At 38.7% G+C, this 16108-nt stretch carries 14 protein-coding genes; 8 read left to right on the top strand and 6 right to left on the bottom strand.

Translation table 11 applies throughout. The annotated features are described in order from the left end of the window. Positions 1-53: 53 nt before the first annotated feature. Complete coding sequence (locus J8L73_RS16180; RefSeq protein WP_211018641.1) at positions 54-941, bottom strand: LysR family transcriptional regulator; 888 nt, start codon at positions 939-941, stop codon at positions 54-56. 114 nt (positions 942-1055) lie between these two features. Between J8L73_RS16180 and J8L73_RS16175 the strand changes: the two genes are divergently transcribed. From J8L73_RS16175 to J8L73_RS16165, 3 genes are all read left to right on the top strand, one after another. Next, on the top strand, positions 1056-2231 hold the full coding sequence (locus tag J8L73_RS16175; RefSeq protein ID WP_211018634.1) for an MFS transporter: 1176 nt from the start codon (positions 1056-1058) through the stop codon (positions 2229-2231). Between the two features lie 156 nt (positions 2232-2387). After that, a complete protein-coding gene (gene dkgB, locus J8L73_RS16170; RefSeq protein ID WP_211018631.1) occupies positions 2388-3203 on the top strand; it encodes a 2,5-didehydrogluconate reductase DkgB in 816 nt (271 codons plus the stop codon). A 65-nt stretch (positions 3204-3268) separates the two neighbouring features. Next, entirely contained in the window at positions 3269-3556 is a 288-nt protein-coding gene (locus J8L73_RS16165) for a putative quinol monooxygenase (protein WP_211001400.1), read from the top strand. Between the two features lie 100 nt (positions 3557-3656). Here the strand turns inward: J8L73_RS16165 and J8L73_RS16160 are convergent, their stop codons facing one another. Then, complete coding sequence (locus tag J8L73_RS16160; RefSeq protein ID WP_211018629.1) at positions 3657-4310, bottom strand: DUF6058 family natural product biosynthesis protein; 654 nt, start codon at positions 4308-4310, stop codon at positions 3657-3659. Positions 4311-4482: 172 nt separating this feature from the next. Between J8L73_RS16160 and dapA the strand changes: the two genes are divergently transcribed. Both dapA and J8L73_RS16150 read left to right on the top strand, forming a co-directional pair. Then, the gene (gene dapA / locus J8L73_RS16155; protein ID WP_211018627.1) at positions 4483-5400 is read left to right on the top strand and encodes a 4-hydroxy-tetrahydrodipicolinate synthase; all 918 of its coding nucleotides are present in this window, start codon (positions 4483-4485) and stop codon (positions 5398-5400) included. A gap of 92 nt (positions 5401-5492) precedes the next feature. Further along, a complete protein-coding gene (locus J8L73_RS16150) occupies positions 5493-6794 on the top strand; it encodes a DEAD/DEAH box helicase (protein ID WP_211018625.1) in 1302 nt (433 codons plus the stop codon). Positions 6795-6829: 35 nt separating this feature from the next. Here J8L73_RS16150 and J8L73_RS16145 read toward each other — a convergent pair whose 3' ends face one another. Further along, positions 6830-8329, bottom strand: a complete 1500-nt coding sequence (locus tag J8L73_RS16145) for an amidase family protein (protein ID WP_211018623.1) — start codon at positions 8327-8329, stop codon at positions 6830-6832. 91 nt (positions 8330-8420) lie between these two features. After that, the gene (locus tag J8L73_RS16140; protein ID WP_211018615.1) at positions 8421-10028 is read right to left on the bottom strand and encodes an NAD(P)/FAD-dependent oxidoreductase; all 1608 of its coding nucleotides are present in this window, start codon (positions 10026-10028) and stop codon (positions 8421-8423) included. Positions 10029-10220: 192 nt separating this feature from the next. Between J8L73_RS16140 and fdxA the strand changes: the two genes are divergently transcribed. The 3 genes from fdxA to J8L73_RS19515 all read left to right on the top strand — a co-directional run bounded on the left by fdxA (position 10221) and on the right by J8L73_RS19515 (position 13860). Further along, positions 10221-10544, top strand: coding sequence for a ferredoxin FdxA (gene fdxA, locus J8L73_RS16135; RefSeq protein WP_211001406.1), 324 nt, complete (start codon positions 10221-10223; stop codon positions 10542-10544). 141 nt (positions 10545-10685) lie between these two features. Next, positions 10686-12932: a carbohydrate binding family 9 domain-containing protein gene (locus J8L73_RS16130; RefSeq protein WP_211018613.1), complete on the top strand. Its 2247-nt coding sequence runs from the start codon at positions 10686-10688 to the stop codon at positions 12930-12932. A gap of 769 nt (positions 12933-13701) precedes the next feature. Further along, positions 13702-13860, top strand: a complete 159-nt coding sequence (locus J8L73_RS19515) for a hypothetical protein (protein WP_348771990.1) — start codon at positions 13702-13704, stop codon at positions 13858-13860. Between the two features lie 253 nt (positions 13861-14113). Here the strand turns inward: J8L73_RS19515 and J8L73_RS16120 are convergent, their stop codons facing one another. Together J8L73_RS16120 and J8L73_RS16115 are read right to left on the bottom strand one after the other, a co-directional pair. Beyond that, positions 14114-14815 (bottom strand): TorF family putative porin, encoded by a 702-nt coding sequence (locus J8L73_RS16120; RefSeq protein ID WP_211018611.1) that lies wholly within the window; start codon positions 14813-14815, stop codon positions 14114-14116. A gap of 11 nt (positions 14816-14826) precedes the next feature. Then, positions 14827-16044, bottom strand: coding sequence for a BCCT family transporter (locus tag J8L73_RS16115; RefSeq protein WP_211018609.1), 1218 nt, complete (start codon positions 16042-16044; stop codon positions 14827-14829). Positions 16045-16108 lie beyond the last annotated feature (64 nt).

The following is a 16108-nucleotide window of genomic DNA, read 5'->3' as shown; positions in this document are numbered from 1 at the left end:
TCCCTTTTTTATTTTAATATTGTTTATACTAACTTAGCGCCCAAATGAGTCACTTATAATGAAAGCTTTGGCTTTATAAAATCTAAAAACGCGACAATGCGCGACGATACCGCGCTATTTTTGTAATAAACCGCCTGCACAACTTCGCGATTATTAGGTGTGGTTATGCTATTAGGTAGTACTTTAATTAACTTACCTGTTTTTAAATCATCACCAATCATAAAATGCGAAAGCAGTGCAATACCTTGATTTGCTAAGCATAATTGACGCACGGTTTCACCGCTACTGGCCATTAGCTTAAATTTTAAATGACTAGTGGATTTTAACTGCCAGTTGTTTAATTTTGGGGAGTCTGTAAAACCAATAAGTTTGTGTTGGCTTAAATCACTGACTTTTGAAATATCGGGTGTAGTTTTTAAGTACGCTGGGCTTGCGACTAAATATAATTTACTGACGCCGAGCTTTTTAGCATTCAGGTTAGAATCTTTCAAATCGCCAATGCGAATGGCCAAGTCGGTTTTATGCTCTAGCAAATCAATAATGCTGTCGTGGGAGGTTATATCAAGCGTGATATGCGGGTATTGCTTCGTAAATTCATCAATGTGTGGCACTAATTGGTGTAATACAAACGGGCTTGCTGCATCTATTCTTAACTTTCCGCTTGGTGCCTGTTTTAAAAGCTTAAGTGCTTCTTCGCCAGTTTGCAGAGTGTTTAAGCCATCACGCGCATATTTTATAAAGGTATGGCCTTCTTCAGTAAGCTCTAATCTGCGTGTCGTTCTGTTCAATAAAGTGCACTGCAGTGTGTTTTCAAGGCGAGACACCGCACGCGACACCTTAGCTACTTGTTGATCAAGCAAATTAGCCGCAGCAGAAAAACTACCGCTATCAACTACCGTTAAAAACATTTCTAAGTCTTCTGTTTTGGCATGCGGAGCCATACTTGAGCACCTTACTTTTGCATTAATTACAAAAGTATTTTGTCACTAATGCTATTTTTTGCAAATGCTTTTTTGGTCAAACTGCACGCCTAAACTAATTACGAGGATTTAACTATGCCATTAGCTTTGTGGGCGCTCACCTTAAGCGCATTTGCAATAGGAACAACCGAGTTTGTAATAGTAGGCTTAATACCTACCATTGCAAACGATTTAGGCGTAAGCCTACCTTCAGCGGGTTTATTGGTGAGTTTGTATGCGGTAGGTGTAGCCATTGGTGCGCCGGTACTAACTGCACTCACCGGGCGATGGAACTGTAAAATTGTATTAATAAGCTTAATGGGCTTATTTGTAGTAGGTAACTTACTTGCATGGCAAGCACCGAGTTATGAAACACTCATACTGGCGCGCATACTAACAGGCCTAGCTCACGGGGTGTTTTTTTCAATTGGCTCTATGATTGCCACAAGCTTAGTAAGTAAAGACAAAGAAGCCAGTGCTATCGCTATTATGTTTACGGGTCTTACTGTTGCACTTGTAACGGGTGTGCCATTAGGTACATGGATTGGCCAACACTTTGGCTGGCGTGCAACGTTTTTAGTGGTGTCGCTACTGGGCTTAATTGCTTTAATTGGTAGCGCTATTTTAGTACCAAAAAACTTAAAACAGTCTATTCCGGCGACGTTTAAAGAGCAGCTTCAGGTTATTGTTAAGCCGCGCTTATTGCTCGTTTATTTAATGACTATATTAGGATACGGCGGCACGTTTACCGCGTTTACTTACCTAGCACCTATATTAGAGCAGCAAACTGGCTTTGTCCCCTCAGCTATTGGTTTAATAATGCTGGTTTATGGTGTGTCGGTAGCAGTTGGTAATATATGGGGCGGAAAATTGGCCGACAAACGCGGCCCAATTAGCGCACTGAGTATTATATTTAGCGCGTTAACAGTTATTTTATTGGCTTTTACCTTTACCATGGAATCAAAAGTAGCCGCAGTACTGACTATTTTAATATGGGGGGCATTTGCATTTGGTAACGTACCAGGCTTGCAGCTTTATGTAGTCAAACAAGCTAAAACGCACACTCCTAATGCCGTAGATGTCGCATCGGGCTTAAACATCGCGGCATTTAATATTGGTATAGCACTGGGCTCAATGATTGGTGGCAGTATTGTAGAGAGCATGACCTTACAAGACACCGCATGGATAGGCGCAGCAATTTCTGCTTTAGCATTAATTGCAACCTGTTACAGTGGCATGCTGCTTGATAAGCGAGAAGTTCAGCAAGCGTAAACTATTTTCTGTTAAGGTTGAAACTTAAATTAATGGCCTCATTACCTGTATTGAGGTCATTAATTTTAAGTGACAACACAAAATAAGTAAAAGGTGTATTTTGTAAAACTTTAAAAAGTTTGTATTTTTAACCGATTATTTTATAAGGATAGAGCCATGACACAACGTGTAATTGAAATGCCAGATTTAGGCATGGGAACATTCCGTTTAGAAGGCGACACCGCCTACAATTCAGTAAAAATGGCGTTAGAAGTAGGATTTCGCCATATAGATACTGCGCAAATTTATGGTAATGAAGAGCAAGTAGGCCAAGCCATTAAAGATAGCAACATCCCTCGTAGTGAAATATTTTTAACCACTAAAGTGTGGAACAATAAACTCAATAAAACTGATTTTATTGCCAGTGTAAAAAAATCACTTGAAAAGTTACAAGTAGAGTCGGTCGATTTACTGCTTATACACTGGCCATCATCTTCAAATGATGAGCCAATGAGCGAATACCTCACTGAGTTATTAAAAGCTAAACAGCTTGGTTTAACTAAACACATTGGTGTATCAAACTTCACCATTGCAAACTTAAACGAAGCAATGCAAACGCTTGACTCGCGTGAAATATTTACTAACCAGATTGAGGTTCACCCATACTTAACTAATACTAAATTACGCGCATTTTGTGCCCAGCACGATATACACGTAACAGCGTATATGCCATTCGTAGTCGGTAAAGTACTTAAAGACCAAACAATTATTGATATTGCCAATAAGCATGATGCATCGCCAGCGCAGGTGGTTATTGCATGGGTAAACGCTAATGGCATGAGCACCATTCCATCATCAACTAAGCGTAAAAACTTAGAAGATAACTTTAACGACCATGTTAAGTTAGATGATGAGGACATTGCCCGTATTGATGCCCTTGATTGTGGTGACCGCCAAGCAACGCCAGATTTTGCGCCGCAGTGGGATCAGTAATAAAATACGCAACACGATATTAGGTGCAGAAAGTCTGCACCTTTATTTTTTAAAAAGGACTGAGCATGTTAACGGTAATCGCCACTATTTCGGGTAAAAATATTGATGCAGACGTTGTATTAACCGCACTCGAAAATCTACAAAAGTACTCGCGCCAAGAAGTAGGCTGCCTACGTTATGAGCTATCGGTTAAAAGTGATGCTCAGCAAACGACTTATTTAGTGAGTGAGCAATGGGCATCTGATGAACATTTTGAAGCGCATAAAAATGAGCCGCATTTTAAAGCCTTCGGTACGCAAGTAACGGGCTTAGTGACCAGTAGTAATATTGAAGTGTATAAATCAATTGGCTAAATATAGCTAATTGACTCAGTTATTTTAAACGGCGATGTAATTATATATCGCCTTTTAAAGTTTTATAACACCTTGCTAAGTTATAGCTTTTACTATCTGTTTATTTTATAGATAAATCGTATTTTAAAATAAGCGCATCTATGTATCGAGCGCGTAGGGTCTGTTGTTTTTCGTGATCTGCCCCGTGGCCTAGCGCCTTGTTTAATAGCTTCATTGCGGGGTGTAGTTGCGTCCGCTCCTGTTGATTTAAGGATGCTTTAGTGCGCAGCTCAGTGATGTCGTCAACTAATAACCTGCCAATATCAACACATACTATTTCGTCAATTAACCCGTTTTGTGTTAGCACACCATATTTACTACATAAAAACTGTTGCCATACTTGTTGTAGGTGTTCTTCTATCTCACAACCAAACAATTCTTCGTTAAAGGTAAAGCCTTGCTGGGCAAGCTTACTAAGGCTTGCCGTGTATTGCTGTGCAAAATAATTAAAGGCATTACTCGATGATTCAATCTTTTGTTTTATAAGCCCTTGGCCCCAATTTACGCAGCCGCGCGGGTAATAATCATCGTATTCCTCACATTCATACAATCCAGAGTACGAGCTGCAACTTAATTGACTTTTTATACAATAACTTGGTTTAGGAAATACGCTGTGCTGTTGCCATGTATCTAGCTGCTCGGCATCAATATTTAAAGCATGGCAAAGCTCATCGGTATTATAAAAATGAGTGGCTAAGTAGTTAGATAAACGCATAAAGGCTCGCTTAAAGTTAAAAATACAAACACTGTTTAAATGTACAGTGTTTATATTTTGTATTATCAAACTAAATAACACAAGCCATTTTACGTTTATTATTCGCTTAGGCCTGCAAAAATGCGCGCAAGTATGTTACAAATAGCGCAAGTTTTATAAATAATGAATTTTTATGCGCACCCTAGAACAAATTAAACAAGCAAGCTTAATTACCGCTATTAAAACCCCGTATTTGGCCAATGGTGAAATAGATTTACCAAAATACGATGAACTCGTTGAAATACAGATTGCAGCGGGAGTAGATGGCATTGTAGTTGGTGGTACAACCGGCGAAGGCCAGTTAATGAACTGGGAAGAGCATTTAATGCTTATTGCGCACAGTGCAAACAAGTATGGCAATAAGCTACTGATTGTAGGTAATACAGGCAGTAATAATACCCGTGAAGCAATAAAAGCCACTAAATACGGCTTTGCCAGTGGCATGCATGCAGCGCTGCAAATTAACCCGTATTATGGCCGTACATCTATTGCCGGTGTAAACGAGCACTTTAAACGAGTACTTGATATAGGCCCTGCGTTTATTTACAACGTAGCAGGGCGTACAGGGCAAGACCTAACGCCAGATATTATTGAGCCATTAGCACAGCATCCTAACCTAATTGGTATAAAAGAGTGTGGTGGTAATGAACGTATTGCACACTACGAGCAGCAAGGCATTGCGTGTTGGTCAGGTAACGATGACGAAGCACACGACGCTCGCCATGTGCACAAAGCACACGGTGTTATTTCGGTCACCTCTAATCTTATTCCTGGGTTGTTCCGCCAATTAATGGATACTAAAAATGATGCGTTAAATACCTCATTACAACCTTTAATGAACTGGTTGTTTTGCGAGCCAAACCCGATTGCTATTAACACCGCAATGATGATGACTGGCGCAGTAAACCCGGTATTTAGATTACCTTACTTGCCACTGAGTGATGAGCAGCAAGCTCAAGGCGAAGTGTTAATTAACGAACTCAACGTTGATGATATCGTTGGCACGAAGGCCGCAGTATTAAATAACGACAATGTATTAATTTTATCTTAAGTTTTTTAAATATAGGCAGTAATCACTAACTGTTGACTCATTTTTACTGTATAATTTGCGACCCTTGATAATGTGGCCGCAGGTTATACAGCATGAATTTTAAATCTTTTAGTTTTGCCCCTGAACTTATTCAGGCGTTAGACGAACTTAATTACCACACCCTTACGCCCATTCAGCGTTCAGCTATTCCGGCTGTTCGTAAAGGTAAAGACGTTTTAGCAAGTGCCCAAACTGGTACTGGTAAAACGGCAGCGTTTGCTTTACCTATCATCCAAAAATTATTTGAATCAGAGCACAGCACAACGAATGCACCCAGTGCATTAGTACTTGCGCCAACTCGTGAGCTTGCAGAGCAAATAGCTAATAACTTTAAAGCTTACGCAAAAAACACTCCTTTAAAAGTAGTGAGCTTGTTTGGTGGTGTTAATACCGCAGGCCAAGCTAATTCACTAAAAGACGGTGTAGATGTTGTTGTTGCAACACCTGGGCGCTTACTTGATCATATCCGTTTAGGTAATTTAAGCCTTGCAAGCGTTAAACATTTAGTACTTGATGAAGCCGACCGTATGCTTGATATGGGCTTTATTGAAGATATGCAAAGTGTTATTAAAAGCTGTGACGAACAGCGTCAAATATTACTTTTCTCGGCTACGTTTCCAGCAGCGATTAAACAGTTTGCTTCTAAAGTATTAAAACAGCCTGAGATTGTACGTGTTGATCAAACTAACAGCACAGCAAGTACCGTTCAGCACGTTGTGTACCCAGTAGAAGAGCGCCGTAAGCAAGAGCTTCTTTCAGAGCTGATTGGTAAAAAGAACTGGCAGCAAGTACTTGTGTTTGTAAACATGAAAGAAACGGCTGATGAGCTTGTGAAAGAGCTTAACCTTGACGGTATTCCTGCCACTGTATGCCACGGCGATAAGTCGCAAGGTAACCGCCGACGTGCACTTCGTGAATTTAAAGAAGGCAAGGTACGTGTTTTAGTGGCAACCGAAGTTGCTGCGCGTGGTATTGATATTGATGGCCTACCACGTGTAATTAATATTGATTTACCGTGGCTTGCTGAAGATTACGTACACCGTATTGGCCGTACAGGTCGTGCTGGTAATCAGGGCCAAGCAATTTCATTTGTAAGTCGTGAAGAAGAAAATACATTATTTGAAATCGAAGCGTTAATTGGTCAAAAAATTAAGCGCGTATATTTAGAGGGTTACGAAGTAAGTAACCGTGAAGTACTTATTGATAAAATTGGTAAAAAACCAGCGCATTTACGCCGTAGCCGTACTAATAAGCCTACAGGGCAAGCAACAGGCGAAGCACGTGCAGTAAATCGCTCGCGCATTTCAAATGTACGTAAAAGCTTAAAAGGCGCCAAGCTTACCCTTAAAAAGTAAGTTAAAACGCGAATTTTAATTAAAAAAACCTGAGTTTACTCAGGTTTTTTTGTATCTACTGAAAGTGTTTTATCAATTATATCCGCATAAGTGTACGCAGCTTGCTCTTGGTTTATATTAGCAATAATAGATAACCCAACCGGTAAGTTACTTACCTTGCCCACAGGGAGTGTTATATGTGTGCTTCCTGCTATTGCAGGCAAAGAGCTGCTGCTGCCTTTAAAATTATCACCGTTAATGAGGTCGGTTTTCCACGCTGGCGATACTGTTGGGGCAATAACGATATCTATATCATTATTTTTATATAAATTAGTAATTGCTGATTTAGCCAATGCACGGTAGCGTGTTTTAATACGCTGGTATTTATCTTTATTTGTTAAATCAATTGCCAGCGATTGAGTAAGTATATCCTGTCCGAAGTAGGGCATTTCTGTTTCATTATTTTGATTATTAAAGTTAATGAGTGCCTCTAAGCTTTTAGTTTTTACTTTTTTTGGTGTGTTAGATAAGTAATGATTTATTTCAGCTTTAAAATCGTAAAGTAAAATGTAGTATTCATCAGCAAATAAAGTATCTAGATTGTCGGTTACTTCTATTTCAGTGACTGTATGACCAGCTTGCTTGAGTGCATTTATTTGTTTTGTATAAAGCTGCTGAGTTTGAATGGTAAATTTATCACTTGGTAGGGCACCAATTTTGAGTGTTGATTTAGCCGTTAACTCTTTTGAATTTAAAACAAACTCATGTGTTGATACATCATTTTTATCTTCGCCTTGTAAAACTGCCATCACAAGTAGCGCATCTTTTAGGGCATGAGCCATAGGCCCAACAGTGTCTTGGCTGCTTGAAAGGGGAATAACCCCGTTGCGTGATACTTGGCCCATGCTTGGTTTTATAGCATATACACCGTTAACTGATGCGGGGCAGGTAATTGAGCCATCGGTTTCGGTACCCAGAGCAATTGACGCAAAATTAAGTGCTACGGCCACTGCAGAACCAGCACTAGAACCGCACGGGTTTCGAGTTATATCGTGAGCATTATGTGTTTGCCCACCTACAGCGCTCCACCCAGAAGAAGAATGCGAAGAGCGAAAATTGGCCCATTCACTCAGGTTTGCTTTACCTAAAATAATAGCACCTGCTTCTCGCAGTTTTTTAACTACAAAGGCATCTTTATTTGTAATGTTATTTTTTAAAGCCAGCGATCCTGCTGTGGTTGGTAATACACCTTTGGTCTCTATGTTATCTTTAAGCAAAACGGGTATGCCGTGAAGTGGCCCGACCCATTTAGAATTTGCATAGAGTAAATCTAAAGCTTTAGCCTGTTCAATAGCTGAGGGATCGATATTAATCACAGCATTATAGTGTGGGTTAAGTTTTTCTATTCGGTTTATATAAGTTTGTGTGACGTGTTGTGCATTTGTCGTTTTGTTTTTATAAGCTGCGTGAATTTGCTCTATAGTTTTTAAATTATTCGCTTTAGTACTAAATACACAAAGTACACAAATTAAAGAAATGATGGTATTTTTGGTCATTATATTAAGTCGCTAAATGTTATTTATTATACATTTAGCACAAAAAAGCCCCACAAAGTGAGGCTTTTCGATAAATAACTTAAAAACTGGTTTAAGCGTTTTCTAGCATAGAGAGTGCAACTGCTTCAGCCGCTTTAATACCATCAATGCCTGCAGATAAAATGCCACCTGCGTAACCTGCGCCTTCACCTGCTGGGTATAAACCTTTTGTATTTATACTTTGAAAGCTTTTATCGCGTTTTATACTAATAGGCGATGATGTACGCGTTTCTACACCGGTTAATAAGCCATCGTTAGTTGAAAAACCACGAATTTGCTTATTAAATGCGGGTATGGCTTCGCGTATAGCATCGATAGCAAACTGCGGGAGTACTTTACCTAAATCGGTTAATTTAATCCCTGGTGTATATGAAGGCTCAACGCCGCCAAGGTTACCCGATGGTTTGCCTTTTAAAAAATCACCGATAAGCTGAGCAGGGGCATCGTAATTACTGCCGCCTAATGCATAGGCTTGCTCTTCCAACTTACGTTGTAAATCAATGCCTGCAAGCGGGTGACCTGGGAAATCTTTTTCTGGGTTGATACCCACAACAATAGCACTATTTGCATTACGCTCACTACGTGAATATTGGCTCATACCGTTAGTAACAACACGGCCTTCTTCAGAGGTTGCGGCTACTACCGTGCCACCAGGGCACATACAAAAGCTGTATACTGTACGGCCATTATCACAATGATGAACGAGTTTGTAATCTGCTGAACCTAAAATTGGGTTGCCTGCATTATCTCCAAAACGGCACTCGTCAATCATTGATTGTTTATGCTCGATTCTAAAGCCCACAGAGAAGGGTTTAGCTTCTACATAAATACCTTTATCGTGGATCATTTTAAAGGTATCGCGAGCGCTGTGACCTACTGCAAGTACGACGTGACGAGTATCGAGATTTTCACCGTTTGAAAGGGTTAAACCTGTTACTTGTCCATCATCAATATGAATGTCGTCTACGCGTGTGCTAAAGCGTATTTCGCCGCCAAGCTCTATAATACGCGCGCGCATTTTTTCAATCATAGTAACAAGTTTAAACGTACCAATGTGCGGCTTACTTACATATAAAATTTCATCCGGTGCACCGGCTTCTACAAATTCGGTTATAACTTTACGACCATAATGTTTTGGATCTTTTACTTGGCTGTATAGTTTACCGTCTGAAAATGTACCTGCACCACCTTCACCAAACTGCACATTAGACTCAGTATTAAGTGTGCGTTTACGCCAAAAGCCAAAAGTGTCTTTTGTGCGTTCGCGTACTTCTTTACCACGCTCTAAAATAATCGGGTTAAAGCCCATTTGAGCAAGGACTAAACCCGCAAATAAACCACATGGGCCAAAACCAATTACCACAGGTCGCTCGGTAATGTTAGCAGGTGCTTGCGCTACAAATTTGTATGAAGTGTCGGGCGCCGGTTTTACGTGCTGATCTTTGGAGAATGTATTAAGGAGCGCTTCTTCGTTATCTACTTCAATATCAAGGGTGTAAATAAGTAATATTGCTGTTTTTTTTCGTGCGTCGTAGCCTCGTTTAAACACATTGTAGCTGTGCAGTTGCTCAGGTTTTATTTTTAGTTTATCTACTATGGCTTGGCCTATAGCATCTTCGTTATGATCAAGCGGCAGCTTTATTTCGGTTAAACGTATCATTAGTATCTCTTTTAGGTGTCTTAGCGGGTTTATTTCCGCTCACAATAAGAAGTGTAGGGCACGTAATGGCTTTACATTGAGGGCGCATATACTACGTTAAATTGGCCAATTATGGCACTTATTTATTGTGTTTTTAGTGTGGTTGGGTATGATCCGCGCCTTAGATGATTTAATTATTGGGTTTTAACTGTTATGGCGTTTGTGGTCACCGAAAACTGTATTAAATGCAAATACACAGATTGTGTGGCAGTGTGCCCTGCAGATGCCTTTTACGAAGGCCCTAACTTTTTAGCAATAAGCCCAATAGATTGTATTGATTGCGGTTTGTGTGTACCTGAGTGCCCAGCCGAGGCTATTTATCAAGAAGATGAACTCCCAGAAGATCAAAAAGAATTTACTGAACTTAACGCTGAGCTTGCTTTAGTTTGGCCGCGTATTATTGATGTAAAACCAGCCCCTGATGATGCAGACCAATGGAATGGTGTGGCTAATAAGCTTAAATTGATAGAAACCTAGCTTTTTAAATTAATTCTTTAATATTAATTAGTTAAAAAACTTATTATTTTTAGTATCAAACTATTAACAAATGTACTGACTTAAATTACACTCTGTAAATAAGTTTACCTTTATAGGGTGAATATCTCTGAATGGACGTTTATGCAGTACTTGATAACTATAAAAAAATACTTCAGTGCTTTGTTTGCACTGATTTTTGCACTTTCATTTACAACTTCAATATTAGCCGCTGAAAAAACACAGTATTCGCTGTCACATATCAATACTGATATTACCGTTGATGGCGTGCTCGACGAGCCTCATTGGCAAAATGCCACATTAGTACCTATTGCGTTTCAAGATGAGCCTAACGAAAAGGGCACTCCTCCGGTTAAAACCGATGCTTACATGTATGAAGATGGCAGCAACTTATACGTTGCATTTGTAGCCGAAGACCCACAGCCTAGCCAAATTACGGCGCCACTTCGTGATAGAGATACGCTTTGGCAAGACGACACGGTTATTTTAATTATTGATACCTTTAACGATGAGCGTTCAGCTTACGAATTTTATGTAAACCCATTAGGCGCGCAAGGTGATACACGTATGAGTGACACCGATGGTTGGCAGTCAGACACCTCTTGGGACGCAATATGGGATAGCGCAGGTAAAATTACTGAGCAAGGCTTTGTGGTTGAAATGCGTATACCTTTTAAAGCTCTTCGATTTCCTGAAAATAAGCCCGACCTAACGTGGGGGTTTGCGGTATTACGAAATTATCAGCGCGACGTGCTTTATCAACTTTCAAATATGGGTTTTGATCGAGATATAAAATGCAGCCTATGTCAGTTTGATAAACTCCACGGTTTTAAAAACGTAAAAGCCAGTAAAAATTTACAATTAACACCTACGCTTACAGCGCTTAGAAATGATTCAAAGCCAGCCCTACCCGGTAACTGGGATAACGGTGATATTAATGTCGAAGCAGGCCTTGATTTACGTTGGGGTGTGACTCAAGATGTGGTAATTAATGCGACAATTAACCCTGATTTTTCGCAAATAGAAAGTGATGCCCTAGAGCTTGATGTAAACACGACTTACTCAATATATTATAACGAAAAGCGACCGTTTTTTTTAGATGGAGCATCCTATTTTCAAAGCAGTTTACTTGAACTACTTTATACCCGCACTATTGCAGAGCCTGAGGTTGGTGTAAAACTTACAGGTAAAACGGCTCAGCATAGCTACGCATTTATGTATGCCGATGACAATAACAGTAATATTTTATTGCCTACAAACCAAGGCTCTGGCTTTGCTATTTTAGAGGATAAAACCCACGCAGCAGCTGCTCGTTATCAATATGATATTGGTGAGCAAGGTACAATAGGGCTTAGTACAACTCATCGAGAAAGTGATGATTACTACAATACGGTATTCTCTATTGATGGCAGTTATTGGTTTAATCAATCAGATACGCTTGCTTATCAAGTGGCAACGGCTGATTCTAAAAATTCAGCATTTTTAACCAATAACTATAATTTAGCTAACACCCAGTCCGATGAGGCATACGCTATTGAATTTACAAGAGATAAACGTGACTACAATCTGTCTGCGAGCTACGAAAATATCGGTGAAGATTACCGCACAGACCTTGGCTACCAAGAAAAAGTAGACTATGAAAAGGTAGGATTTGTAGGCGGACAAACTTGGTATAGCGACGAGTCAGGGTTACTAACGTCATGGTCTTATGAAGCCGATTGGAATAAAACGTGGGCTCAAAATGGCGACTTACTTGAGGACGAATACCAAGGGTTTATAACATTAAAAGGGCAAAAACAGTCTATTTTTGAAATTGGCTTACTTCATCGTTATGAGAATTATAACGATACTTTTTATAACCAAAATATTGGCTTTATTTATACAGGCTTTAAACCTAAAAATAATATATTGCTTTCGTTTTATGGTGAATATGGTAGCCGTATAGATTACGCAAACGAGCAAATTGGCGATTCGTACGCTACGCAAACACAAGCTCAATGGGATATAAACGATCATTGGCAAGTAGATGTTAAACATAACTATAGTGTTTTAGATAGCCCTGAAGGCGAGCGAGTTTATACTGCAAACTTACTAGATTTTAGGCTTTACTATAAATTTAGTATGCGTTCAATGCTTAAGCTAATTTTACAATTTGAAGACATTGATAGAAACAAAGACGCTTATTTTTACCAAGTAAGTCATATAAATAAAGATTATGGCAGCCAACTTGTTTACTCGTATAAAATTAATGCGCAAACCCTATTCTACTTAGGATACTCAGATAAAAGTTATCAAGATGATTTGCTTAAAAGCGTTGAGAGAGAACAGCGCACTTTCTTTACGAAAGTGAGCTATGCGTGGCAACTTTGACTTTTAAGTGTGTTGATTAATAACTATCTCGTAATCTAATAGATAATAATTGATTACGAGATAGTTAAAAATTTATATGTTGGTTTATTCTTATTCATATGGGTATTTAGTTAGCCTATTGTACAGCGGGTTATCAGTTTCTTTTTATTACAGCTCTTGCCTATTTGAATTAGTATCATTACTTGCTTAGTACTAAAAATAGACGATCTAGTCGCTTTCTACTGATGGCTTTTAGGAGAAATAGTTTAAATGGATTCTATTGGTGAATAAATTGAAAATTGTTGGATTTATAACATGAGTTTTACTTCTAATTTGTTTTTGCATCAATTTAGAGTTAACGAGTCAAATAAATCGCATTAATTTATTTTATTCAGGTATCGATATCCACAGTTTTGAAATTGCGTGCATCACTTAGAATACGGCACCTTAGTATAATTCCTTATCTATGGACATTATATAATAGATGGCTAGTCGGTAAATTATCTCCTGATAAGACAAGCGACACAGACCTTTTAGCGGCATATTCCCAAAAGCTAATTTTGATGACATTAGCATCATTAATAATATTTATTTTGCTATTTTGCTATTTTGCTATTTTGCTATTTTGCTGTGGGATTTACCTGCGAAGAGAGCGAAGAGAGCGAAGAAAACGCCAATATAAAAACCAAAAATACCGGCTTGCCTGCAATATAGTTAATACTTGAACTAACGGAGTCCACCTTCAAAGTTAGCCTAGAATAAAGAACTCGGATAATTACGTGCTAAAAATATCACCATTGCTATTAATTATTTAGGTGCTGAATTTGGCTCGTTAAGTTTAAGTACGCTTGCAAGTTTACCTATTGACGTAATAAAAATAGATCACTCATTTATTGTTCAAGCTAATAAAAGCCAAAAATATAATGATATTTTAGATACAACGGACTAGGCCAAAAGCAGGGGATGAATGCGTTGAAAATAGGGCTGTTTGAGCTGGTTAAAAAATGGGTGTGAGCTCTGTTCAGCGGAATTTAGTTAGCCGCCCTGAGTTATCGTTTAATTTAGGTAATAAGGTATTGCGTAACAATCCTATTATCCTTTCAACCTCGGGTACAAGTGCATTGGGTTTTACGAGTTAGTTTACAAGTAAAAATGCCACCCTAGATAGAGTGGCATTTTTTGTTTAATCAGTAATCAATGTATTAAAGATCAAATGTGCGTGAAATAGCAAGTACAATACGCTCATCTGCGTAATCGTAGTCTAAGCTAGTATCTTCAGCTGCTATTTCAATGCCAAACCCTTCGTAGCTTGTTTGATAAGCTAAGCGGTAATGTTTATATGATTTCTTTTGATTTACATCCCATTCCCATTTGTCACCATCTAGCGAGTTTGAAATATCAAAGCTTGCGCGAATTGCGTGGTTAGGGGCAATTTCAAAGGTATGTGCAATCATAGAGATTACATGTCCTGCGCCTGTACCAAAGTAATCCCAGCTGTACCAAAAGTTAAGCTCAGTTTGGCCGTATTCACTTGCGTAGCCAAATTTAGTGTAAGCTTCTGCATAGTTGCCATCGCTGTTGTTGCCTTGGTAAGTATAATAAGCAATACCGTAATCAGCGCTAACATTATCATTTAGTTGAACATATTTACCTAGGTAAGCATCAAGCTCAAAATCAGTGTCATCACCAAAGTCTACATTTGAAGCCCATGCTCCAGCATACACACCACTATCAAAAGCATAGTCAAGGCTACCTTGTATTGCAGGGTCGCTATCTGTTTGTGTAACACCATTAAAAGTGTAGTCAGACGCTGCAGTGATTGTTGTAGACCAATCTGCAGCAGCAGTTGTTGATAAAAGTGCAAATGGTAAAGCGACTGCAAGTTGTTTTAGTTTATTATTCATTGTGTTGATCCCTAATGTACTGTTTCTATTTTTGTATAGTCGATTTTGTTAGCTTTTGGTGAGCTATCAATATTATTTACTGTTTTAAACTTGCTGTAGCCTATAAATGCGGCACAGCCAAAGAACAAGCCAATAACTAGTGCACCTACCCATTGTATTTGTAAAAACTCAAGTTTAAATAATAGTGTTAATAACGACAGCGCAATGATATTTAGTAGCATGTAGTTCATCTTGCCTAAACGTTTTACTGTTAGGTTTAGATTATCAGTGTACAAACGTATTAATGAATCAAGTGAATTAATAACAAATACGATACCTACAAACACCATAGCAAAGTTTTTAATACCAGCTGTTGATATACCCATTTCATGATAGTGATAAAGTACGCTAAACCAAATTGCGATTGGAATAGATGGGAATATAAGCATTGCACCTAGCACTTGGTATGTTTTAAGACCACCTACAAAACGAGACGTAAATTGACCAATCATTATGCTCCACGCAAACCACCAAAATAAGTAAAATTCGTGGTAATCATTAAGCGGTAAAACAAATTCATTGATGTTAGCAAAGTAAGTACCAATAGAAGCTAAATTATCAGTAAAAGCAGACATCTCACTATCACCGACAACAAATGCACCTGCCCACATAAAGGCAATTAATGCGATAAATAACCACGTTGTCGAAATACTTAAAAAACGTACGTATTTAATGTCTGTACTTGAGTAAACAGCAAAGCAAATAGCCGCAAATACAATAAGGTAAAATGTTGGAATAACGCTCGAACCATCACCAAGCTCTGGTAAATACCAAGGTAAATTAGTGAGTAACAAATAAGCGGTAAATGCACATGTACCAATAATTACCACGTTATTGATGAATTTAACCCAAGGAATTTCGAAAAATTTAACTTTAGGTTCTATTACACAGAAATAAAAGCACGTAAGAAAGTAAAATCCCCAGATCAAGAATCCCCAATAGCCAAACTCAATGGCAAGAGGGTTTGCAAACGCGTATTCTGGGCTTGCTTTTATGTCTGCATAACCTGCAAATTCGGTTAATGGAAACATGATTAGGCCAACATCAAGGCCTGAGGTAAATAATATTGCAATAAAGGTAAAGGTTCTTACTGGTGTTACACCTACTACGCGAACATTACCCCATTTTAATAAAATAGTAATAACTGCAAGTAGTGTAAAGATAATGCCAGCGCTAAGCCATATAGTCATTATCGCCCTCCCAAAATGAATAAAAATAACTCATAAGTTCTCCGTTTTTTGTTTTATTTCTTGC

The sequence above is a fragment of the Pseudoalteromonas sp. MMG006 genome (assembly GCF_018101025.1).
Lineage (GTDB): Bacteria > Pseudomonadota > Gammaproteobacteria > Enterobacterales > Alteromonadaceae > Pseudoalteromonas.
Note: the sequence above shows the minus strand (reverse complement) of the source record. Positions and strands in the feature narration are given on the sequence as shown.